16 protein-coding genes are annotated in these 23,719 nt (G+C 35.0%); 13 read left to right on the forward strand and 3 right to left on the reverse strand.

Features of this window, described 5'->3' with window-relative positions:
* The first annotated feature begins 301 nt into the window (after positions 1–301).
* From GXM17_RS18815 to pheT, 5 genes are all read left to right on the forward strand, one after another.
* A complete protein-coding gene (locus GXM17_RS18815) occupies positions 302–1,360 on the forward strand; it encodes an efflux RND transporter periplasmic adaptor subunit (protein WP_163401091.1) in 1,059 nt (352 codons plus the stop codon).
* Between the two features lie 100 nt (positions 1,361–1,460).
* Entirely contained in the window at positions 1,461–4,559 is a 3,099-nt protein-coding gene (locus GXM17_RS18820; RefSeq protein ID WP_163401092.1) for an efflux RND transporter permease subunit, read from the forward strand.
* A 59-nt stretch (positions 4,560–4,618) separates the two neighbouring features.
* Complete coding sequence (locus GXM17_RS18825; protein ID WP_163401093.1) at positions 4,619–5,929, forward strand: TolC family protein; 1,311 nt, start codon at positions 4,619–4,621, stop codon at positions 5,927–5,929.
* Positions 5,930–5,958: 29 nt separating this feature from the next.
* Positions 5,959–6,822 (forward strand): bestrophin family protein, encoded by an 864-nt coding sequence (locus tag GXM17_RS18830; RefSeq protein WP_163401094.1) that lies wholly within the window; start codon positions 5,959–5,961, stop codon positions 6,820–6,822.
* Positions 6,823–6,955: 133 nt separating this feature from the next.
* Complete coding sequence (pheT, locus tag GXM17_RS18835; RefSeq protein ID WP_163401095.1) at positions 6,956–9,376, forward strand: phenylalanine--tRNA ligase subunit beta; 2,421 nt, start codon at positions 6,956–6,958, stop codon at positions 9,374–9,376.
* Positions 9,377–9,434: 58 nt separating this feature from the next.
* Here pheT and GXM17_RS18840 read toward each other — a convergent pair whose 3' ends face one another.
* Positions 9,435–10,310, reverse strand: a complete 876-nt coding sequence (locus GXM17_RS18840; protein ID WP_163401096.1) for a DUF808 domain-containing protein — start codon at positions 10,308–10,310, stop codon at positions 9,435–9,437.
* A gap of 346 nt (positions 10,311–10,656) precedes the next feature.
* Complete coding sequence (gene clpB / locus GXM17_RS18845) at positions 10,657–13,263, reverse strand: ATP-dependent chaperone ClpB (RefSeq protein ID WP_163401097.1); 2,607 nt, start codon at positions 13,261–13,263, stop codon at positions 10,657–10,659.
* A gap of 202 nt (positions 13,264–13,465) precedes the next feature.
* On the opposite strand from clpB, the gene ytxJ reads away from it, so the two are divergent.
* The 8 genes from ytxJ (at position 13,466) to GXM17_RS18885 (ending at position 22,942) form a co-directional block, all read left to right on the forward strand.
* On the forward strand, positions 13,466–13,855 hold the full coding sequence (ytxJ, locus tag GXM17_RS18850) for a bacillithiol system redox-active protein YtxJ (RefSeq protein ID WP_163401098.1): 390 nt from the start codon (positions 13,466–13,468) through the stop codon (positions 13,853–13,855).
* A 147-nt stretch (positions 13,856–14,002) separates the two neighbouring features.
* Positions 14,003–15,667, forward strand: a complete 1,665-nt coding sequence (locus GXM17_RS18855) for an OstA-like protein (protein ID WP_163401099.1) — start codon at positions 14,003–14,005, stop codon at positions 15,665–15,667.
* A 34-nt stretch (positions 15,668–15,701) separates the two neighbouring features.
* A complete protein-coding gene (locus GXM17_RS18860; RefSeq protein WP_163401100.1) occupies positions 15,702–16,898 on the forward strand; it encodes an aspartate aminotransferase family protein in 1,197 nt (398 codons plus the stop codon).
* A gap of 276 nt (positions 16,899–17,174) precedes the next feature.
* Complete coding sequence (locus tag GXM17_RS18865) at positions 17,175–18,572, forward strand: tetratricopeptide repeat protein (RefSeq protein ID WP_163401101.1); 1,398 nt, start codon at positions 17,175–17,177, stop codon at positions 18,570–18,572.
* Positions 18,572–19,321 carry a shikimate dehydrogenase family protein gene (locus GXM17_RS18870; RefSeq protein ID WP_163401102.1) on the forward strand — a complete coding sequence of 250 codons (750 nt, stop codon included), beginning with the start codon at positions 18,572–18,574 and terminating at the stop codon, positions 19,319–19,321. The genes GXM17_RS18865 and GXM17_RS18870 overlap by 1 nt, the downstream gene beginning before the upstream one ends.
* A gap of 66 nt (positions 19,322–19,387) precedes the next feature.
* The gene (locus GXM17_RS18875) at positions 19,388–20,140 is read left to right on the forward strand and encodes a lipid A phosphoethanolamine transferase (RefSeq protein ID WP_163401103.1); all 753 of its coding nucleotides are present in this window, start codon (positions 19,388–19,390) and stop codon (positions 20,138–20,140) included.
* 242 nt (positions 20,141–20,382) lie between these two features.
* The gene (locus GXM17_RS18880; protein ID WP_163401104.1) at positions 20,383–22,350 is read left to right on the forward strand and encodes a DUF349 domain-containing protein; all 1,968 of its coding nucleotides are present in this window, start codon (positions 20,383–20,385) and stop codon (positions 22,348–22,350) included.
* A 175-nt stretch (positions 22,351–22,525) separates the two neighbouring features.
* Positions 22,526–22,942, forward strand: coding sequence for an OsmC family protein (locus GXM17_RS18885; RefSeq protein WP_163401105.1), 417 nt, complete (start codon positions 22,526–22,528; stop codon positions 22,940–22,942).
* A 55-nt stretch (positions 22,943–22,997) separates the two neighbouring features.
* Here the strand turns inward: GXM17_RS18885 and GXM17_RS18890 are convergent, their stop codons facing one another.
* Positions 22,998–23,717 (reverse strand): response regulator transcription factor, encoded by a 720-nt coding sequence (locus tag GXM17_RS18890; RefSeq protein ID WP_163401106.1) that lies wholly within the window; start codon positions 23,715–23,717, stop codon positions 22,998–23,000.
* Between the last annotated feature and the right edge of the window lie 2 nt (positions 23,718–23,719).

Raw genomic sequence — 23,719 nt, forward strand, 5'->3', positions numbered from 1 at the left:
ACATTTTCATATTTTTAATCTATGTCAAAGATATGAGCCCTGATGGAAACGGCATCCTTTTGTGCCGGGGTTCGGCACAAAAGATATAGTGGACAGCAGGAAATAGCTCCTGAAAATTATCCTAAAAAAAAGCAACATTTCAATTAAACCTTTTTTCAAAACACATGTCTAAGCTTTTCAGGCTTGAAAACACTTGTACATACAAATGTTAAATAAATATTAAGCCCCTTTGTATTCGCATCAAAAAACTAAATTTGTAAACCACTAATTTCATATCTTAAACACATTTACCTTAAATTTTATGAAAATAAAACACCTAATTTACGCCCTTATAATTCTAGTACTTGGAGGTTTTATCACCTATCGTGTGATATCCAACAAAAAGAAAAACGAAGAATCTAAAAAATTCGGCGATAAAGACAGGCCTGCCAGTGTAACGGGAATTGTGATTAAAACTTCGGTTTTTGACAATAATTTATCGTTATCAGGATCAATTGAAGCCAATGAACAGGTAGAAATTCACAGTGAAATTTCGGGAATTGTGGAAGGAATTTACTTTAGCGAAGGTAGTAATGTAAAAAAAGGTCAGGTACTTTTTAAGGTAAATGATATTGAATTGAGAGCTCAGTTGAGACAAGCGCAGACAAAAGAAGGGCTGGCAGGCGAAAATCAAAGAAGAGCTAAATTATTGTTACAAAAAGAAGCTATAAGCCAGGAAGAATTTGATGTTGCCAACGCAGATTACGCTTCCGCGAAAGCACAGACGCAATTAATAAGTGCTCAAATTGCCAAAACTTCTGTAAAAGCCCCTTTTTCAGGAAAAATTGGTTTGCGCTCTATTTCACCCGGAACGTATATTACACCAACGGTTTTGGTAGCGAAACTTGTAAATACCGGTAAGCTAAAAATTACATTCTCCATCCCTGAAAAATATGCTGCTCAGGTAAACTCTGGTTCTGTTATCGACTTTTCTGTATCAGGATCGGATAAAGTCTATAAAGCAAAAATTTACGCCATTGAACCGGAAGTTGAAGTAGCAACACGTACTTTAAAAATTCGTGCCATCGCAGAAAACAGTGACGGAAAACTTTTTCCGGGAACTTTTGCTGATGTAAAACTCCCTTTGAACATCATTAAAGACGCAATCACAGTGCCTTCAGAAGCTATTGTTCCGATAAAGGACGGTAAAAAAGTTTACATTGCCAATATGGGCAAAGCGAAAGAAATTAAAGTAGAAGCAGCTACAAGAACTGATGCTTCAGTTTTAATTTTATCAGGATTAAAAGCAGGCGACACTTTAATAACAAGCGGTGTTATGTCTTTAAAAGATGAAGCTCCCATAAAAGTTAAAGTAAAATAATTTTTAAGTTATGAGTTTGGAGTTATAAGTTCTGAAATTATATTATCATTTCAGGAATACTAATCCATGATTCACAACTAACTAATTTATAATTCAACAAATGAGTTTATCAACCACAAGCATAAAAAGACCTGTTTTAACCATTGTACTGAATCTTTTGATTATTTTATTTGGTTTTATTGGTTATACTTTTCTGGGTGTTCGGGAATTTCCTTCGATCGACCCTGCGCAGGTTTCCATTCGTACCAATTATACAGGAGCCAATTCTGATATTATTGAATCACAAATTACTGAGCCTCTTGAAAAAGCAGTAAATGCTATAGACGGAATCCGAAATATTACGTCATCCAGTAATCAGGGAAGCAGTAATATTACCATCGAATTTAACTTAGACAAAGATCTGGAAGAAGCTGCAAATGATGTTCGTGACAAGGTTTCCCAGGCAGTCCGAAATTTACCGCAGGATATTGATGCGCCGCCGGTTGTTTCTAAAGCTGATGCAGACAGTGAATCTATTATTTCGATGACGCTTCAGAGTGACACCCGAAGCTCGCTTGAATTAAGTGATTATGCAGAAAATGTTATTTCACAGCGGCTGGAAACGATTCCGGGCGTGAGCGGTGTTCAGATTTGGGGACAAAAACGTTACGCCATGCGTTTATGGATTGACCCTGTAAAACTAACTGCCTATAAATGCACCGTAGCAGATGTTCGTAATGCATTAAATGCACAAAATGTTGAGCTGCCTTCAGGAAAACTGACCGGAAACAACACCGAGCTGACTGTAAAAACAATTGGAAATCTATCTACACCGGAAGAATTCAACAACATCATCATTCGTACAGAAGGCGATAAAATTATACGCTTCAGTGATGTTGGAGGAGCCGAATTAGGACCGGAAAATATAGAAACACAATTAACATCCTCCGGGCTTCCAATGATTGGTCTTGCGATTGTGCCAATGCCGGGAGCCAATTATTTAGATATTTCATCAGAATTTTACAAAAAATACGAATCCCTGAAAAAGGATTTACCTAAAGATATCAAACTTAATATTGCTCTGGATAATACTCAGTTTGTAAAGAAATCTGTATTAGAGGTTGCTGAAACTTTAGGAATCTCTATTGTACTGGTAATCATTATTATCTACCTGTTTTTCAGGGACTGGGCAATCGCTTTCAGACCTTTGATTGACATTCCGGTATCGTTAATTGCTACATTTTTTATTATGTGGATGCTCGGATTTTCCATCAATGTATTAACGCTTTTAGCCATTGTTTTGGCAACGGGTCTTGTGGTTGACGATGGAATCGTGGTTACCGAAAATATCTTCAAAAAAGTTGAAGAAGGAATGTCTCCAATTGAGGCTGCAATTAAAGGTTCTAACGAAATTTTCTATGCTGTAATTTCGATATCTGTAACACTGGCAGCTGTATTTTTACCAGTAATTTTTCTTGAAGGTTTCGTAGGACGCCTTTTTAGGGAGTTTGGGGTTGTTATTGGCTCGGCGGTATTGATTTCGGCTTTTGTATCCTTGACGTTAACACCAATGCTGAATGCATATCTGATGAAAGGCGGAGAACAGAAAAAATCCAAATTCTACATGAAGACGGAGCCATTTTTCGAAAAAATGAACAGCTCTTATGCAGAAAGCCTCTCTAAATTTATGGAGCGAAAATGGATTAGTTTTCCAATTCTTATTGTCTGTTTTGGAATGATATATCTGTTTTTTACCATACTTCCAAAAGAAACAGCACCGTTAGACGACCGTAGTTCTGTTACAATGAGAATGACAACGCCTGAAGGATCTTCTTATGAATATACAGATCGTTTTATGCAGGAGATTTCAAGGTTGGTAGACGATTCTATTCCGGAGAAAAAAGTAAGTCTGGTTATTACGTCACCGGGATTTGGTTCCTCATCTGTAAATAGTGGTTTTATCAGGCTTTCGCTAAAGGAACCAGACGAAAGAGTTCGTTCTCAAAAAGATATTGCTGATAAACTAACCAAATGGACCAAGCAATATCCGGACGCCAAAACCTCTGTAATCCAACAGCCCACTATTGCGGTTAACAGACGTGGAGGTTTGCCTATTCAATACATTGTTCAGGCGCCGACTTTTGAAAAACTAAGGGAGAAAATCCCGCTTTTCATGGAAGAAGTGGGTAAAAGTGATGTATTCTCCATTAGTGATGTTAATTTAAAATTCAACAAACCTGAAATCAATGTAAGTATCGATCGTGAAAAAGCCGAAAGTTTAGGAATTTCTATAATGGATATTGCTCAGACTTTACAGCTTTCGTTAAGCGGACAACGTTTTGGGTATTTCATTAAAAACGGAAAACAATATCAGGTTATCGGTCAGTTTGATCAGGAAGACCGTTCTAAACCGCTTGATCTGACTTCGATTTTTGTAAAAAACAAAAACGGAGAACTGATTCAGATGGATAACGTCGTAAATATTGAAGAGCAAAGCAATCCTCCTCAGTTATACCACAACAACCGATACATGTCGGCAACGGTTTCTGCAGGACTGGCACCCGGAAAAAGTATCAGCGATGGTATTGAGGAAATGGACCGAATTAAAGCAAAAGTTTTGGATCAGAGTTTTACTACTGATTTGAGCGGGGAATCGCGAGATTTTGTCGAAAGCAGTTCCAATACTTCATTCGCCTTCGGATTAGCGTTATTGTTGATTTTCCTAATTTTGGCGGCTCAGTTTGAAAGTTTTATTGATCCGTTAATTATCATCTTAACCGTACCAATGGCTGTTGCAGGAGCTTTATTTTCACTATGGCTGTTCAATCAGAGCTGGAACATTTTCAGTCAGATTGGTACTGTAATGCTTATTGGACTGGTAACCAAAAATGGTATTTTGATTGTCGAATTTGCCAATCAGCTGCGTGAACAGGGTAAACCAAAATTAGAAGCTATAATGGAAGCTTCAGAAGCACGTTTGCGTCCTATTTTAATGACCAGTCTGGCTATTGCGTTGGGAGCTTTACCAATCGCAATGTCGCTTGGAGCAGCTTCTACGAGCAGAATTGGTATGGGAGTTGTTATTGTGGGAGGAACTATTTTTTCTTTGGCATTAACCCTTTTTGTGATTCCGGCAATTTATCTGATGTGGTCGAAAGCGCGAAAACATTATCCTGAGTTCGATCATATTGACGAATACGAAAAAGAAAGTACAAAATAGCGCTGAAAAACATGAATTTTAAACTTAGGATTCATTGATTTCAGCAAAAGAAAATAAATATGAATAGTAGAAATTTATACCGCATTTTACTGATTCTCTTCTTTTGTATTGGCAAAACCAATGCACAGGAAGTCCTGACTATTGAAGAGGCTATGAAAATAGCTTTAGAAAATAACTTTGAAATTAAAATCGCCAAAAACAATTCGAAAATATCGGAAACCAATGTAACTGTAGGAAATGCAGGAATGCTCCCAACTCTTACAGCTTCAGTTACAGACAACAACAGTGTTCAGAATTCATCCCAGACACGTCAGGACGGGACTTCTGTCTCTCTGGATAATGCAAAGAACAATAATTTAGGCTACGGGGTAAGTCTTGGCTGGACGGTTTTTGACGGAATGAAAATGTTTGCCCGCTTAGACCAGCTGAAAGAACTTCAAAAATTAGGTGATTCAGAATTAAAAAGAACAATTTTAGTTAAAATTGGTCAGGTGAATTCGGCTTACTTTGACCTGGTGCAGCAGCAGCAGCAATTATCTGCTTTAGATACTACAATTGTGATTTCGACCAAAAGATTAGAGTTGGCACAAAACCGATTCAGCATTGGAAAAGCCTCTAAATTAGAAGTTTTGAATGCTCAGGTAGATTTGAATACCGATCAGGTTACTTTGTTAAGACAAAAAGAATCCTATGCTAATGCTAAAATTTTATTAAACCAGCATTTGGCCCGAGATCCGAAAATTGACTTTACGGTTGCAGATACGGTGACAGTCGATAATACTTTGGTTTTGGCTGATTTAATGGATCTGGCACAAAAACAAAATCCTGCCTTAGAATCACAAATCATCAACAAACGAATTGCAGAATTGCAGCTGAAACAGGTCAAAGCTGACCGTTATCCTGTGGTAAACCTGACTTCGGGCTATAATTTTGCAGAAACTCAGTCCAGTTTAGGATTTACCAGTCAGACTTCTTCAAGAGGTTTAAATTATGGTTTTAATGCGACACTCAATATTTTCGATGGCTTTAATCAGCATCGAAATGAAAAAGTAGCTAAAATCGAAATCGAAAACTCGCAAATTGCCATTGAACAGCAAAATCTGATTTTAAACACACAATTGAGCACTGCTTTTCAAACGTATTTAACCAATCTCGAATTAATTAACCTGGAGGAAGACAATGAAGCTATTGCCAGACAAAACATGCAGATTACTTTAGATAAATTTAAAATCGGAACCATTACAACGCTTGATTTCAGAACTGCCCAGCTAAATTACGTGAATGCGAAAGTACGATACAGCAATGCACAATATCAGGCAAAATTATCTGAAATTGCATTAAAAGAATTAGCCGGAAATATCAGTTTTTAGTTTTAATTTTGCTGAAAAATATTTTTTAAATGACTTCGTATAATCCAAAAGACTGGTTTAGTTTTATTTTTCAATTTAACAAAGCCGATACATTTCGAAAGTTAATTCCTGTAATGTTTTTTATTGGAATTTACAGCGCAGGGATCGCCTATCTTGAAATTGAATACTGGGAATTGCCTGAAAACAGTCATGTCAAAAATATTTCTTTAATGCATAGTATGTTAGGCTTTGTAATATCCCTATTACTGGCATACAGAACCAATACAGCTTATGACCGATGGTGGGAAGGGCGCAAAATGTGGGGCGGTCTGGTCAACAGCAGCCGTAATTTGGCTATAAAACTTTCGGTTATTTTAACAGACGAAAAAGATAAATCTTTTTTCAGAAAAATGATTCCCGGATATGCATCCATTTTAAATAAGCACTTAAAAGATGAGGAAACGGGAAAACAGCTTTTTGATGACGTTGATTTAGAAATTGATCATCATAAACACAGGCCAAATCAGATTGCTAAAATTATTTTTCAAAAAATTCAGGATCTTTACTCCACAAACAAAATTTCAGGCGATCAGCTTATCACATTAAATAATGAATTAACTTCCCTTACAGATATTTGTGGCGCCTGCGAAAGAATAAAAAACACACCAATTCCCTACTCTTACAGTGCTTTTATCAAAAAATTTATTTTCATATATGTACTTACACTGCCATTTGGATATGTATTTTCGCTAGGATACTTCGTCATCCCTGTCGTAGTTTTTATTTTTTATGTATTGGCCAGTTTAGAATTAATTGCCGAGGAAATTGAAGATCCGTTTGGTACCGATGCTAATGATTTACCAACTCAAAAAATCGCTGAAAATATCAAAAGACATGTCGAAGAATTGATTTAAATCAAATTTTTCCACATTAATTTACTTCCATCTATAATTTTGATTAAGGAACTTTAGAAAACAAAAAAAATAGTTTCCAACTCCCGCAATCAATCCTTATATTTGTACCCTTATCAAGAATACTGAAATCAACATGAAAATATCTTATAACTGGTTAAAACAATTCATTAAAACAGACTGGACATCAGAGCAAACTTCAGAATTACTTACGGATTTAGGTCTTGAAGTTGAAGTTGTCGAAAAATACCAATCCATAAAAGGGGGCTTAGAAGGAGTTGTTGTAGGACATGTGCTTACCTGCGAAAAACATCCGGATGCAGACCGGTTAAAAGTGACAACATTAGATATTGGTTTAGAAAATCCTATTCAGGTAGTTTGCGGTGCTTCAAACGTTACGGCTGGACAGAAAGTACCTGTTGCAACCATTGGAACAGTTTTATACGATAAAGAAGGAGGAGAATTCACTATTAAAAAAGGCAAAATCCGAGGTCAGGAAAGCCACGGAATGATTTGTGCTGAGGATGAATTAGGACTCGGAACAGGTCATGACGGCATCATGATTTTGGATGAAAAACTGATTCCCGGAACTGCTGCTTCTGAAGTTTTCAAAATAGTAAATGATGAAGTTTTCGAAATAGGTTTAACTCCAAACCGCGCCGATGCCATGAGCCATTATGGAACAGCACGCGATTTAAGAGCCGGCATGCTGCAGCGAGGGGTAAATGTAGAATTGATTACGCCTTCTGTTAGCAATTTCAGAGTTGACATGCGTACTTTAAAAATTGATGTTAGCGTTGAAGAGCCAGCTCTTGCACCAAGATATTGCGGTTTAACGATTTCGGGTATTACTGTAGAAGATTCCCCGGCATGGCTGAAAGACCGTTTAAAAGCTATCGGATTAACTCCAAAAAACAATATAGTTGACGTTACTAATTACGTTTTACACGAATTAGGTCAGCCTTTGCACGCATTTGATGCAGCGAAAATTAACGGAAAAGTAATTGTAAAAACACTTCCGGAAGGAACAAAATTTACCACTCTGGACGATGTTGAAAGAACGTTGCATAAAGATGATCTGATGATTTGCGATGAAAAAGGACCTCTTTGCATTGCCGGTGTTTTTGGCGGAAAAAAATCAGGCGTTTCAGAAGGAACTACTTCCATCTTCTTAGAAAGTGCTTATTTTGATGCCGTAAGTGTTCGTAAAACAGCCAAAAGACATCAACTCAATACTGATGCTTCATTCAGGTTTGAAAGAGGGATTGACCCAACTATTACAGAATACGCGCTGAAACGTGCTGCTCTTTTAATACAGGAGGTAGCAGGAGGAAAAGTTACATCAGATATAATAGAAGTATATCCTAAAAAAGTCGAAGATTTTTCTGTTTTACTAAACTTCAGCCACGTTTATAAAATCATTGGACAGGAAATTCCGAAAGATACCATCAAAAAAATATTAGTTTCCTTAGATATCAAAGTAAATAGTGTTTCCGAATCTGGACTGGGATTAACAATTCCGGCTTATCGTGTTGATGTTCAGCGCGAAATAGACGTTATAGAAGAAATATTAAGGGTTTTTGGCTACAACAATATAGATTTCTCTAAAAAATTCAATGCTACAGTAGCCAATTCGCCAAGAACCGAAGATTATAAAGTACAGAACGTAATTGCATCGCAGTTGAATTCTCAGGGTTTTCATGAGATGATGGCAAATTCATTAACTACAGCTGCTTATGCTAAATTATCTGCTGACCTAAAAGAAGAACACAATGTTACCATGCTGAATCCGTTGAGCAGTGATTTATCGACGATGCGTCAATCGTTATTGTTTTCAGGTCTTGAAGCAATTTCATACAACATCAACAGAAGAAATTCTGATTTGAAATTATTTGAATTCGGAAAAACATACCATAAGTACCTTAATGGCTATGAGGAACATAAACATTTAAGTTTGCTAATTTCAGGTAACAGAAATAAGGAAAGCTGGACAAATCCACAAAAAACGACCGATTTCTTTTTACTAAAAGGATATGTAACTGGTATTTTAAATCGTTTAGGTATAGACAAAATTTCAAATGTTCCGTCTAAGTCTGATGTCTTTTCTGAAGGGACTGCAAAAGTTTACAATAATGAGGTTTTAGTTGAAATCGGAGTAGTTAAAAAATCTATTTTAAAACATTTCGGAATCAAACAAGAAGTGTATTATGCTGATTTTAACTGGGATTTGGTTCTAAAAATCATTACAGGAAAAATCAAATATTCTGAAATTCCTAAATACCCGGAAGTGCGTAGGGATTTAGCATTATTGATTGACCAGAGCACCACTTATGAAAGCATCTATACACTGGCAAAACAGACAGAAAAAGGGCTTTTAAAGGACATAAATTTGTTTGATGTTTATGAAGGTAAAAATCTTCCGGAAGGTAAAAAATCATACGCTCTGAGTTTTACAATTCAGGACAATACAAAAACCCTTACCGATAGTCAGATTGATAAAATTATGTCTAAGCTGCAGCAGACTTTTGAAACTGAGCTTGGAGCAAGTTTAAGATAATTAAATAAAAAAACACCAGCAAGTTGGTGTTTTTTTATTTATGATTGGTTTGTTACTGCTACTTTTTGAAAATCTTTTTGAACAAATTTACAATAACCAAAACGACACAACCCAGAACAAGTCCGGTCACAAATTCTTTTAATATCGAAGGAAGTTTAATTTCTTCAGATAAATGATGGAAAAATGGAATGTAGTGTACAAAGATACCACCTGCAACTAACAGTAAAGCAATTGTACCAATTACAGTCAGACTTTTTATAATCAATGGCAGTGCTTTTACTAAAATATTCCCAATAAATTTTGATATGCTCTTTTCTCTTTTGCTAAATTTAATAAGCTTATAACCCGCTTCATCCATTCTCACAATAAGTGCTACAATACCATACACACCAATAGTTGCAATTAATGCAATTATTGAAGTTACAGCGATTTGCTGCATTAAAGGCTCTTCCACCACAGTACTCAAAGCAATAATTACAATTTCTACAGACAATATAAAATCAGTTAAAATAGCAGATTTTATTTTGCCTTTTTCCATAGCCAGAATTTGTTCTTCAGTATAAGTTTCCTCCGTTATACCTTCCGGTTCATGATGCTTGTGAGGAAATATAAATTCATAAATTTTCTCTGCACCTTCGTAAGCGAGGAATAGCCCTCCAAGCACCAGAATCACAATAATTGCAACTGGCAAAAAGGCACTTAATAAAAAGGCAATCGGCAGAATAATAATTTTATTAAGTAATGAACCTTTGCTAATTGCCCAAAGCACCGGAAGTTCCCTGGAAGAAGCAAAGCCCGATGCTTTCTCTGCATTTACAGCTAAATCATCGCCTAAAATACCTGCTGTTTTTTTTGCTGCAACCTTGCTCATTACAGCAACATCATCCATAATTGCTGCGATATCATCTAATAGTACGAAAAAACCTGATGCCATTATATTTACCTTTTTATTAATGTTAGAGGTGCGAATCTACTACTTTTTATGTTATTTTTTTTAACATAATCGGATTAAATTAGCTGCACTGCCCTAACAAGAACCAAAGAATTATAAAAACGATTACAGTACCAAAACATCCTCCTCCTAATTTTTTTGCGCCATAGCCGGCCAGCAAACCTCTAAATATATTGTTCATAATAATTTATTTTAATGTTACTGTAAATTTGAGAATTTAAAGCACTTAATTTTTTATAAGACTTTCAAAAAATCTTTCATTATTCACGGATTAAAAAAAAACACCAACATTTCTGCTGGTGTTTAAAAAATGCAACCATTTATATGTTTATTCTACTACAGGCTGTGACTGATTCCTAAAAACCAGTTTACCATCGAAAGCATCAATCAAAATAATACTTTCTGTCGTAATATTTCCTGCAAGAATTTCTTTTGACAACTGGTTTAAAACCTCACGCTGAATTACTCGTTTTACGGGTCTCGCACCAAACTCAGGATCATATCCTTTATCTGAAAGATATTTGATTCCCTCAGGAGTTGCATCCATTGTAATGCCTTGTAATGCCAGCATTTTACTAACACTTTTAAGCTGTAAACTCACAATTCTAGAAATATTATCAACTGTCAATGGCGTAAACATTACAATTTCATCGATACGGTTGATAAATTCCGGGCGAACAGTTTGTTTCAATAATCCTAAAACTTCAGTTTTTGCAGTTTCAGTTGCGGCTTCAAGACTTCCTTTCAGGTTTTCAAATTTCTCTTGTATAATCTGGCTTCCCATGTTAGAAGTCATAATAATGATGGTGTTTTTAAAATCTGCCAGACGACCTTTATTGTCTGTTAAACGGCCTTCATCCAAAACCTGCAATAGAATATTAAAAGTATCCGGATGTGCCTTCTCAATTTCATCTAATAAAATCACAGAATATGGTTTCCTGCGGACAGCTTCTGTCAATTGACCACCTTCATCATAGCCCACATATCCGGGAGGAGCACCTACTAAACGGCTCACACTATGGCGTTCCTGATATTCGCTCATATCAATACGCGTCATCGCATTTTCATCGTCAAAAAGATATTCGGCCAGGGCTTTTGCCAGCTCTGTCTTACCAACTCCTGTTGTTCCCAGAAATAAAAACGTTCCAACCGGTTTTTTCATATCCTGCAATCCTGCACGGCTTCTTCGAACAGCATCGCTCACAGCTTCAATGGCCTCTTCCTGTCCCACAACTCTTCTATGCAGTTCTTCTTCAAGATGAAGAAGTTTTTCTCTTTCTGTCTGAAGCATTTTCATCACTGGAATTCCTGTCCATTTTGCTACAACTTCCGCAATATCTTCGCGGGTTACTTCTTCCTTAATCAATGAAGTTCCTGATTGGTATTCCTGTAATTGTTTTTGTAAACCGTCTAGACGTTCCTGAGCTTCTTTTATCTTTCCATAACGAATTTCAGCCACTTTTCCGTAATCTCCATCACGTTCTGCACGTTCAGCATCGTGTTTAAAATCTTCAATTTCTAATTTAACTGCCTGAATCCCATCCACAATATCTTTTTCAGATTTCCATTTGGTGTAGATTTCATTGCGTTCTTCTTTAAGATTTGCCAAATCCATGTGCAGAATTTTAAGCTTAGCTTCTTCTTTTTCACGTTTAATAGCTTCAATCTCAATTTCCAACTGCATAATTTTACGATCCAAAACATCCAGTTCTTCCGGTTTTGAATTGATTTCCATACGTAATTTAGAAGCCGCTTCATCCATCAGGTCAATGGCTTTATCCGGTAAAAAACGATTAGTAATATAACGTTGTGAAAGTTCGACTGCTGCTATAATTGCTTCATCTTTTATCTGAACTTTATGATGCGTTTCGTATTTTTCTTTAATTCCGCGAAGGATTGAAATCGCACTTTCAGTATCCGGCTCGTCCACTAAAACCTTTTGAAAACGACGCTCCAAAGCTTTATCTTTTTCAAAATATTTTTGATATTCGTCTAAAGTCGTGGCTCCAATCGCTCTTAATTCTCCACGAGCCAAAGCCGGCTTCAGAATATTTGCCGCATCCATTGCGCCTTCACCCCCACCTGCACCTACAAGAGTGTGAATCTCGTCAATAAATAAAACAATATCTCCCTCTGCGGCGGTAACTTCCTTAACAACCGATTTTAAGCGCTCTTCAAATTCTCCCTTGTATTTTGCACCGGCAATCAAAGCGCCCATATCCAGAGAAAAAACAATTTTGTCTTTTAGGTTTTCAGGAACGTCTCCATCTACAATTCTGTGCGCCAAACCTTCTGCAATAGCGGTTTTACCAACTCCGGGTTCACCCACCAGCATTGGGTTATTTTTTGTTCTGCGCGTTAGAATCTGCAACACACGACGAATTTCTTCGTCACGTCCAATAACCGGATCAAGTTTTCCTGTGCTGGCTAATTCGTTCAGATTTTTAGCATATTTGTTCAGGGCATTATAAGTTTCCTCAGCTGAAGCCGACGTTACTCTTTCGCCCTTTCTAAGCTCTTCAATGGTAGCTTTCAAAGCTTTTCCGGTAACGCCCTGATCCTTTAAAATTTGGGCAACTTTGCTTTTTGAATCAAAGATCGCTAAAATCAAATGTTCAATAGAAACGTATTCGTCGTTCATTTTTTGTGCTATGATTTCAGCTTCATTCAAAGCTTTATTTGCATCTCTGGAAAGCATAATATCACCTCCGGAAACTTTTGGAAAACTTTGAATTGTGCTGTCCAGAATTTGCAAAAACAACGGCACATTTACATTAAGTTTTTTTAAAATAAAAGGTGCCACATTTTCATCAACTTCAAAAATAGCTTTAAAGATGTGTTCGTTTTCTATTTGTTGCTGCCCGTATCGCTGAGCCAGCTGTTGAGAAAGCTGAATGGCTTCCTGCGATTTAGTTGTAAATTTATTAATGTTCATATTTTTATGATTTGATGATTAATGTTTGAAATATTCGATATCATTAAAGTTAAGATTTATAGAGCTCTCTTTTTGATTCAAAAAAATTAACTTTGTATTCAAATAGACAAATTATATTCCACAGTACAAGAACAGACAAAATGACCGTTTAAATCCATATTTAACGATTTAACATGTCAAAAAGTCACAAATCAAGCCAATTATGAGTTTTTTCACTTCAATCTTCGGGAATTCAGAGCATACAGATTCTCCTAAAAACAATATAAACTGGACCAATTTAACTGATGTATTACAGCTAATGGAAATTGAAGCAATATCCAATGAAAAACCGGTTATAATCTTCAAACACAGCACAAGATGCAGTATCAGCCGAATGGCTTTAAAACAATTTGAACGAGAGTTTGATTTAAATGATACTGTGGATGCTTATTTTCTTGATTTGATTGCATATCGAGAGGTTTCAAATGAAATTGCCAGAAAATTCAATGTATATCACGAGTCCCCACAATTGATTTTAATTAAAAATGGAAAAGCTGTTTATGATGTTTCGCACGGCAGTATTGATGCCGAAACATTGAAAACTAAAGTTTAATTTTTTTAAATTTAAAATCAGAAGGGCAAGTTTTCTTTCTGCCTTTTTTATTTCCTTTAAGCTGTATTGAGTGAGCTATTATAAATAATTCATAATATCCATTAAGGTTATATCCTTTTTCAATAAATTTGACAAAAATTAAATCAATTGAAGAAATTACTCTTTTTAATATCTTTTTGTTTATTTTTAGGAAGCCTTCAAGGTCTATTTTCACAAACCCCTAAGAAAATAATAGTTGAAAACTCAGACTTTTCAGATGTCAACGAAGTAGAAATTCCCGGCGCACTTTTGCTGACCGGAAATGTAAAAATAAACCATGATGGCGTAGTCCTTACTTGTAATAAAGCGTATTACTTTCAAAAAGAAAATTACATCAAAGCTTTCGGCAACGTACAGCTTGTGCAAGGAGACACATTATTTCTGAATAGTAAATATGCCGAGTACAGCGGTAATGTCAAAAAAGCTTTCGCAACAGGAAATGCTATTATGACCTCTCCTGATGCAACTTTACAAACTGACACCATCAATTTTGACCGAAACGTACAGGAGGTTTTTTACAATACTAAAGGGACAATTATCAACAAAGACAATACCTTAGTCAGTAAATCAGGAAGATATTACGTAGCCCAGAAAAAATTTCAGTTTTTAACGGAAGTAACACTTACAAATCCGAAATATGTTATGAAATCTAATCACTTAGATTATTACAGCAATTCCGGTCACTCTTATTTGTTTGGTCCATCAACGATCACAAGTAAAACAAATTATATCTATACCGAAAATGGTTTTTACGACACGAAAAAAAACCTGGCTCACTTTCTCCGAAAATCGTACATAAAATATGATGACCGGCGCATTGAAGGCGACAGTTTATTCTACAACCGAAATACCGAATTCGCTTCCGCAACACGAAATGTAAAAATCACAGACTCTATAAACAAAGGAATCGTAAAAGGACATTATGCCGAATTATACAAACTAAAAGATTCAATGTTTGTAACTAAAAGAGCAGTTGCCATAAATCTGGTCGAGAAAGATTCAGTTTATATACACGGCAAAAAATTAATGGTAACCGGAAAGGAAGGCGAAAGAATCATCAGAGCTTTCAATAATGTTCGTTTTTATAAAATTGATATGAGCGGAAAATGCGACTCCCTCCATTCAAACAGTAAAACAGCACTTACAAAATTAATAGGGAAACCAATTATATGGAATGCAGAAAGTCAGATTACCGGCGATCTTATGCATTTGATTGGAGACAACAAGACCCGGAAATTAGACTCACTTAAAGTCTTCAATAATACGTTTATAATTTCGCGGGACACGCTTGGCACAGGATACAATCAGGTCAAAGGTTTAAACCTCTTTGGAAAATTCAGGGACGGGAAATTACATGATGTTGACATAATAAAAAATACAGAAGCTATATACTATGCCCGAAATTCGGCAAACGAACTTGTAGGAATCGACAAAAGTGTAAGCAGCAGAATTAATCTTATTATAGAAAATAACAGAGTTGACAACATCACTCTTTTCAAAAATGTTCAAAGCGACAGCTATCCAGAAGATGAGTTGGCGGAAAATGACCGAAAATTAAAAGGTTTTGTCTGGCGGGGAGATGAAAGAATTAAATCAAAAGACGATATTTTTCCTGCTGAAGAAAACGAACTAAACGATAAATTAGTCAAAGAAGGGAAAGCAGAAGATGCCAAACCAAATGTACCAATGAAAGTCAGAAAGGAAACTTTAAATTACGACAAGAAGAAACCTGCAGCAAAAACTAATAATTCGTCCACAAAAACTAAAAAATAGTTTCAAGTGAAAGTGGCGATATTAAAGCTTAACAATGAATCCGGATTTTATAAAATATCAGGCGCAAACTTCTCCATATCCACTCGGAATGGAAGTTTCACATGCCATAGGCTCTTATATTTACGACACCAGCGATAAAAAATATTTAGATTTTGTTGCCGGTGTTTCGGCCTGTACACTAGGGCATCAGCACCCAAGAGTCAATCAGGCTATAAAAGATCAGTTAGACAAGTATTCACATGTAATGGTTTACGGAGAGTATTCACAAAGCCCGGCCGTGCAGTATTGTAAATTAATAGCTTCACTCTTGCCGAAAACTTTAAACAAAACTTATTTGGTAAATTCCGGTACTGAAGCAATTGAAGGCGCCCTTAAATTAGCCAAACGTGCAACAGGTCGTAGTCAGTTGATTTCCTGTCACAATGCATACCACGGAAATACCATGGGATCCATGAGTGTTATGGGATTCGAAGAACGCAAACAAGCCTTTCGCCCATTACTTCCGGATGTTGATTTTATTACTTTCAACAACGAAAAAGATTTACAAAAAATAACAACCAGAACCGCTGCCATCCTTTTAGAAACTATTCAGGGAGGGGCTGGTTTTATTGAGCCAAATGACAACTTTCTGCAAAAAGTACGCAAACGCTGTGACGAAGTAGACGCCATGATGATTGTAGATGAAATTCAGCCTGGCTTTGGACGCACCGGAAAATTATTCGGTTTCCAAAACTACGATGTCGTTCCGGACATTGTCGTTATGGGAAAAGGAATGGGAGGCGGAATGCCGGTAGGCGCTTTTACGGCATCTGCAGAAAAAATGGATCTGTTGACCGAAAATCCAAAATTAGGACATATCACAACCTTCGGAGGCCATCCTGTCATTGCGTCAGCCTGTTTAGCGACTTTGCAGGAATTAACTGAGACTAATCTGATGCAGGAAACATTAGAAAAGGAAAAACTATTCAGATCACTTTTGGTACATCCTTTGATAACAGAAATTAGAGGAAAGGGGTTAATGCTTGCAGCCATGACCGAAAGTGCCGAAATCACCACTCAGGTCATTTTAAACTGCCAGGAAAAAGGACTCATATTGTTCTGGTTATTATTTGAAGGATGCGCCATCAGAATAACACCTCCATTAACCATTTCTGAAGAAGAAATAAAAGAAGGATGCGCTATAATTCTTGAAGTTATGGATGAAATTTTGAAAACAGAACAAGAAGCTTAATCAGGAGCTATTTCCAGCTATACGTTGCAATCTTTTTTGAAGCTGAAAAATGCTTCAAAAAAGGATTTCCACTTCTATCTGGGCTATGGCTTCCCGTTAAAAACAAAAATCCGGAACACTATTAAGTAATCTTTTACAAATCAAAAGATTAAAACTTAAAACAGAATAATTCTGTCCATATTGTTAATTAAATTGTTCAAAACAATAAATTTCCTTTCCTCACAAAATAATATGGTTGCCTAAATTTATAACAGGCTAATTTCAAAAACACAAAGTATGCAATTAAGCAACGAAGAAGAAGATTATAACCTATCCCTATCCAAATTTGAGTCGATGTTAAAAACCAACAAAGTACTCTTTTTTGATTCTGAAGAATTCGAAGAAATTATTCTTCACTATTTAGACATAGGCAAGGCTAATTTAGCAAAAAAAGCCTTAAAACTTGCATTAGACCAACATCCGAAATCTACAGGCTTAAAATTAGTACAAGTAGAAATGCTGGTTTACGATGACAAACTCGATATGGCAGAGAAGCTTTTGAACGAGTTGTATGCAATTGAACCTAACAACGAGGAAATTTACATCCAGAAAGCCAATATTTGTTCTAAGAGAGACCAACACGAAAAAGCAGTAGAATTGCTAAAAATTGCCCTGCAATATACCGACGATTTTGCTGACGTGTACAACTTAATCGGAATGGAATATCTCTTTATGGACAACCTTGAGATGGCAAAAGACAGTTTTATCAAATGTCTTGAAGAAGACTTGGAAGATCAGTCTGCATTGTATAACGTAGTGTATTGCTTTGAATTTTTAGACCAAAATCAGGAGGCTATTGTTTATCTTAATGAATACATCAACAAAAATCCGTACAGTGAAATCGCCTGGCATCAGCTAGGAAGACTTCATTATGGTGTAAAAGAGTATGAAAATGCAATTCGCGCTTTTGATTACGCAACCCTGATCGACGAAGAATTTCTGGGTGCATTCATGGAAAAAGCAAAAGCTTACGAAAGACTTAAAAAATACGCACAGGCAATAGAAAGCTATAACCGTACCATTGAATTAGATGATGCAACTTCATATGCCTTATTGCGAATTGGAAAATGTTACGAAAAGCTCGGAAATAATGTTCTGGCTCTGAAATATTACAACCAAACTGTTCATGAAGATCCTCTTTTGGACAAAGGATGGATTGCTATTACTGATTTCTACGTTCGTCAGAAAAACTTCCAGAAAGCATTATTTTTTGTTAACAAGGCTTTAGCCATCGACAATCAAAATCGTTTGTACTGGAAACGTTATGCAACCATAAATAAACAAATGAACTTTTTTGAAGAAGCTGAATTTGGTTATAGAAAAGCAGTAGAATTTGGCGATTATGCATTAGATACCTGGTTATTCTGGGTAGATATTCTTCAGTTTTTAGGAGAATTCGACAGCGCCATACAAACATTACTACAGGCTTCCGAATATTTTCCGGAAGAAAACGAAATAGAATACCGTTTGGCCGGATTGTATTTTATGGTACAAGACAATACAAAAGCTAAATTTCATTTAAGCAATGGCTTGCGTTTGAATTTTGACAATTACATTCTAATTGAAGATTTATTTCCTGTAGTATGGACAAAAAAAATGGTTAAAAATTATATTGAAAAACATAGGAAACAATAATGATTGATATTTTAAGAAGACGTTTTGGCTTATTAGGCCGCAATATTAGTTACTCCTTTTCCAAAGGATATTTTACAGAAAAATTTAATAATGAAAATTTTGCAGGTAATAGTTACGAAAATTTTGATATTTCTGAAATCAATCATTTTGAAGAATTACTTAAAAACAATCCGGACTTAAAAGGCTTAAATGTCACAATTCCGTACAAAGAACAGGTTATTCCTTATCTGGATAAGCTTTCAAAAAAAGCAACTTTAATTGGTGCAGTAAATACAATAAAATTCACCAAAAGTGGAAAACTAAAAGGATACAATACTGATTATTACGGATTTAAAAAATCATTAAAACCGTTATTAGAACCGCATCATAAAAAAGCGCTTATTTTAGGCACGGGAGGAGCATCAAAAGGAGTCGCTTATGCACTTGAAGAACTCGATATTCCTTATACTTTTGTTTCAAGAGAAGCAAAAGAAAATATTATTGATTACAATTTAATTAATGCAACAACTTTTGACAATTTTCAAATCATAATCAATTGTACCCCTGTTGGAACAAGCCCAAATATCGAGGCTTGCCCAGATCTTCCCTATGAGTTTTTCACGGATAAACATATAGCATACGATCTGATTTATAATCCTGCCGAAACTCAGTTTTTGAAAAATGCCAAAGATAGAGGAGCAGTAATAAAAAATGGTCTCGATATGCTTATTTTCCAGGCAGAAAAAGCATGGAAAATATGGAATAAATAAACAAGTACTATAAATAAAGAGGTTAAAACAATTTTCATAACTTAGTATTCTCATTTGTAGATGGTTATGAAAAAACAATTACTTTACTTCTGCATTTTTTCTATATATTCATTTGCTGTAAAAGCACAGGAAGGAGATTCCATTCATTCAGAAGGTCCTTTTTCAGAAGCAAGATATCACTACTTCCTGAAAACATTAGTTTTCTTTAACGAATATTTGGACACTGATAGTGGCTCATACAACACTACACAATTACGTTTGCTTTATCCTATTGGTAATAAAGCATGGAATTTAAGATTTGATTTTCCTCTTGTTTCAACAAATTCAGACACTTCAAACCAAACAGGCATTGGAGATATTGGCGCTGGCATAAGCTACATACCGTACATGAAACACAATAACGGCATCTCTTTAAGAGCCAGAGTAATTTCTAACTCAGCTTCAAGTCCAAGTTTTGGAACTGGAAAATGGGTCTTTATACCCGCTTTTTTTTTCGCGAGATATTTAAAAAATAAAAAATATTTATGGATTTCATCATTAGAATATCAAAGGAGTTTTGCTGGCTATAGTAATAGAAATGATGTCAATGTATTAGCACTTGAAAACTCCATTTTTTTATTTTTTGGCAGAAACTGGATTGCTGCTGATGCTGCAGTTCGATATAATAAAACTTTAGACGGATTTCAGAATAATGCTTATTTAGAGCTGGGCAGAAAAATTTCCAACGATGATTTGGTGTATATACATCCCAGCATCGCTTTTGGTAATCAAAAATCATATAATTGGGGTTTAGAAGTCGGTTTTTTGGTCTTGTTCTGATTTGTTATAAGAAAAATAAGTTTAAAAAACTTTTTTAATTTCCTGTTTTCTAAATTTTATAAGGAATCAAAATTTTTATATTTCTACTGGTATAATTAAAAAATCATTAAATCTCAATTATTCTATAATGCGAATAACAAGAATTTTATCCTAAAACATCTCATAAACAAACGATTTATTTTGTATTTAGAAACACCTTTACTATCTTTCGCTCTGTTTAAATAATCCTTATACATTTAAAGATGTTAGAAGAAAAGAATGATAACCTGCAGGAAGCAGATGGAAAGTCAGGAATCGAAAATAACGATTCTGTTCAAGATAATGTAACTCACAAGTCAGATTCTGATGCAACTCAGAAGCAAGATAGAAACGACGAAGTTAATGAGGACAGTAATCACCAAACTGCATTGGATGCAATTACCAATTCCAATGCTGAAGAAAGTGAAGATGAAACTTTAAAAGATCGTCATGATATTCCTATGAAGGACTACGATACTTTTTCAATGGATTCACTTGTTGATGAATTAAAAAAGTTTGTAAATACAGACAAAGTCATGTCTGTAAAAGACCATATAGAAGAAATAAAAAGATCATTTTTGCTTCAGTTTAATCATTTTATTGAAGAAAAAAAAGAAGAATTTAATGCTTCAAATGAGGACCCAAATGAAGATTTTCAGTACCACTCTCCTTTAAAATCAAAATTCGACGAGTATTATAATATATTTCGTGAAAAAAGAAATGCTCACTTTAAAAATTTACAAAGCAATTTAAAATCAAATTTAGAAACCCGACTTGCTATAGTAGAGGAACTAAAAGAACTTATAAATCCACAGGAAAATATTAAAGACACTCTTAAGCATTTCAATGAATTAAGAGAAAGATGGAAAAATGCCGGATCGATTCCAAAAGATAAATACAATCATGTCTGGAACAATTACCACTTTCATGTTGAGAATTTTTATGATTATCTTCATTTAGACCGTGAAGCAAGAGATCTGGATTTCAAGTATAATCTTGAACAAAAACAAAAAATAATTACTCGTGTTGAAGAGTTAGTTAACGAAGCAGATATAAGCAAAGCGTTTCGTGAATTGCAGGATTTACACAGAATCTGGAAAGAAGATATTGGTCCTGTATCCAGAGAACATCGTGATATAATTTGGAATAAATTTAGCGAACTGACAAAAAAAATCCATGACAAAAGAGAACTTTTGTTCGAAAGCCAAAGAGAAAACGAACAGAAAAATCTCGAAATCAAAAAAGAAATTATTGCAACAATTGAAGTTTTGGCTACTGAAAAAGTGGGCTCACATTCGCAATGGCTGGTACAAATACAAAAAGTTGAAGCACTTAGAAATGAATTTTTTGCTACAGGAAAAGTACCAAGCGAAGTAAACGAACAAACTTGGGCTGCATTTAAAACTGCCGTTAGAAACTTTAATACTTTTAAAAATTCGTTTTATAAAGATATCAAAAAAGATCAAAATGAAAATTTAAACAAAAAAATGGCACTTGTTGCAAAGGCCAAAGAATTAAAGGAAAGCACAGACTTTAATGCTGCTACTCCAATCATGAAACAAATTCAGGAAGAGTGGAAACAAATAGGTCATGTTCCTAAAAAATACTCTGACAAAATCTGGAAAGAATTTAAAGATGCCTGCAACCATTATTTTGACAAGTTAAAAGAACATAAAGCCGAAGAAAATAGTGAAGAAGTTGCTGCGTTTGATAATAAAAAAGCATATTTGGATACACTAAGGGCTTTCGAGCTTACCGGGGATCACAAAACAGATTTAGATGCGATTAAATTACACATCGAGACCTGGAAAGGATTTGGAAAAGTCCCTTTTTCAAGACGACATATCGAGGGCAAATTCAATAAAATACTGGATGCTCTTTTTGAAAAACTGAGTCTCAGTAAGAAAGATACAGAAATGATGCGTTTTTCCAACAGAATCGATTCTTTATCAGAAAGTAATGATACACGCAGGTTAGATAATGAAAAGATTTTCATCATGCGTAAAATCGAAGAAGTTCAAAATGAAATATTCCAGTTAGAGAACAATATTCAGTTTTTTGCAAATACAAAAAATGCAAAGAAAGAAAACTCCATAGTGCTTGAAGTTCGCAAAAACATTGCTATCCACAAGGAGAGCCTTGAAGTATGGAAAGACAAATTAAATCAATTGCGTAACCTGAGCCAGGAATAAGGTTTCATCTTTATAAATTCTAAAAGGTGTAATGAAAATTTTCATTACACCTTTTTTAATGTACGTTCAATAACAAATTAATAAAACAAATCTGTAAAATATTGATTATATTTGAAATAGACATTCTTTTATCAATTTTAACTTAATAATTTTATTAATTCTAATAACTATAAAAATGAAATTTACAAGAAAAGCCAATGCCAACTGGAAAGGATCTGGCATGGAAGGAACAGGAGCTATAAGCACTCAAAGTACAACCCTGAACAATGCTCAATTATCTTTTAAAACAAGATTTGCAGAAGGAGTAGGAACCAATCCGGAAGAGCTAATTGCTGCAGCTCATTCTGGCTGCTTTACCATGCAATTAAGTTTCTTATTAAACGAAGAAGGATTTGTTGCGGACGATTTATCTACAGAAGCCACAGTTACCTTTGAAGATGGTTCTATCACCTTAATCCACTTGGAACTGAAAGGAAGAGTACCTTCTATAACAGCCGAAAAATTTTCTGAAATTGCAGGTAAAGCAAAAGAAATTTGCCCAATTTCAAAACTCTTGAAGACCGAAATTACATTAAGCGTTAATTTAATTTAATCCAAGAGTCTGGTTTAGAAATAAAAAAAGCTCCGTTTTTCCGGAGCTTTTTTATTTATTCAGATACTGCTTTGCTTTTAACTACCAGCCTAAAACCTTCACCATGAATGTTTAAAATTTCAACATCCTCATCAGCTTTTAGATATTTTCTGAGTTTTGCAATATAAACGTCCATACTTCTCGAAGTAAAATAGTTATCATCTCTCCAGATTTTTGTTAAAGCTAATTCTCTTGGCATTAAATCATTTTCATGCAGAATCAGCATTTTTAGCAATTCATTCTCTTTTGGAGATAATTTTATTGGTTCCTCATCCTGAAATGTTAAAAACCTTAATTTAGAGTTTAAATGAAACTTACCAACATTGAATTCAAACTGAACTTGTTCTGCTTTTGTATCAGAGGATTTTCTTTGAATAATAGCTTTAATTTTCATTAATAAAACTTCAGAATCAAAAGGTTTGTTAAGATAATCATCAGCTCCGGCCTTGTATCCTTTTAAGACATCCTCTTTCATTGATTTTGCTGTTAAAAAAATAATCGGCACTTCGCTATTTTTTTCTCTGATTTCTTTTGCTAAAGTATAGCCATCCTTATAAGGCATCATTACATCAAGAATGCATAGATCGTAAACATCCTTTTTGAATTTTTCGAAACCTTCCATACCATTTTTTGCCAACGTAACTTCAAAGTCATTTAGCATTAAATAATCTTTAAGAACTGCACCAAAATTAAGGTCATCTTCTACTAAAAGTATTCTTTTATTAATATTTTCCATAT

The organism is Flavobacterium fluviatile (genome assembly GCF_010645065.1).
Taxonomy (GTDB): Bacteria; Bacteroidota; Bacteroidia; order Flavobacteriales; family Flavobacteriaceae; genus Flavobacterium; species Flavobacterium fluviatile.

What these genes read in the sequence shown, in the direction of transcription:
- GXM17_RS18815 (WP_163401091.1), top strand. Translation starts at nt 302, where the DNA reads ATGAAAATAAAACACCTAATTTACGCCCTTATAATTCTAGTACTTGGA.
- GXM17_RS18820 (WP_163401092.1), top strand. Translation starts at nt 1,461, where the DNA reads ATGAGTTTATCAACCACAAGCATAAAAAGACCTGTTTTAACCATTGTA.
- GXM17_RS18825 (WP_163401093.1), top strand. Translation starts at nt 4,619, where the DNA reads ATGAATAGTAGAAATTTATACCGCATTTTACTGATTCTCTTCTTTTGT.
- GXM17_RS18830 (WP_163401094.1), top strand. Translation starts at nt 5,959, where the DNA reads ATGACTTCGTATAATCCAAAAGACTGGTTTAGTTTTATTTTTCAATTT.
- pheT (WP_163401095.1), top strand. Translation starts at nt 6,956, where the DNA reads ATGAAAATATCTTATAACTGGTTAAAACAATTCATTAAAACAGACTGG.
- GXM17_RS18840 (WP_163401096.1), bottom strand. Translation starts at nt 10,310, where the DNA reads ATGGCATCAGGTTTTTTCGTACTATTAGATGATATCGCAGCAATTATG.
- clpB (WP_163401097.1), bottom strand. Translation starts at nt 13,263, where the DNA reads ATGAACATTAATAAATTTACAACTAAATCGCAGGAAGCCATTCAGCTT.
- ytxJ (WP_163401098.1), top strand. Translation starts at nt 13,466, where the DNA reads ATGAGTTTTTTCACTTCAATCTTCGGGAATTCAGAGCATACAGATTCT.
- GXM17_RS18860 (WP_163401100.1), top strand. Translation starts at nt 15,702, where the DNA reads ATGAATCCGGATTTTATAAAATATCAGGCGCAAACTTCTCCATATCCA.
- GXM17_RS18865 (WP_163401101.1), top strand. Translation starts at nt 17,175, where the DNA reads ATGCAATTAAGCAACGAAGAAGAAGATTATAACCTATCCCTATCCAAA.
- GXM17_RS18870 (WP_163401102.1), top strand. Translation starts at nt 18,572, where the DNA reads ATGATTGATATTTTAAGAAGACGTTTTGGCTTATTAGGCCGCAATATT.
- GXM17_RS18875 (WP_163401103.1), top strand. Translation starts at nt 19,388, where the DNA reads ATGAAAAAACAATTACTTTACTTCTGCATTTTTTCTATATATTCATTT.
- GXM17_RS18880 (WP_163401104.1), top strand. Translation starts at nt 20,383, where the DNA reads ATGTTAGAAGAAAAGAATGATAACCTGCAGGAAGCAGATGGAAAGTCA.
- GXM17_RS18885 (WP_163401105.1), top strand. Translation starts at nt 22,526, where the DNA reads ATGAAATTTACAAGAAAAGCCAATGCCAACTGGAAAGGATCTGGCATG.
- GXM17_RS18890 (WP_163401106.1), bottom strand. Translation starts at nt 23,717, where the DNA reads ATGGAAAATATTAATAAAAGAATACTTTTAGTAGAAGATGACCTTAAT.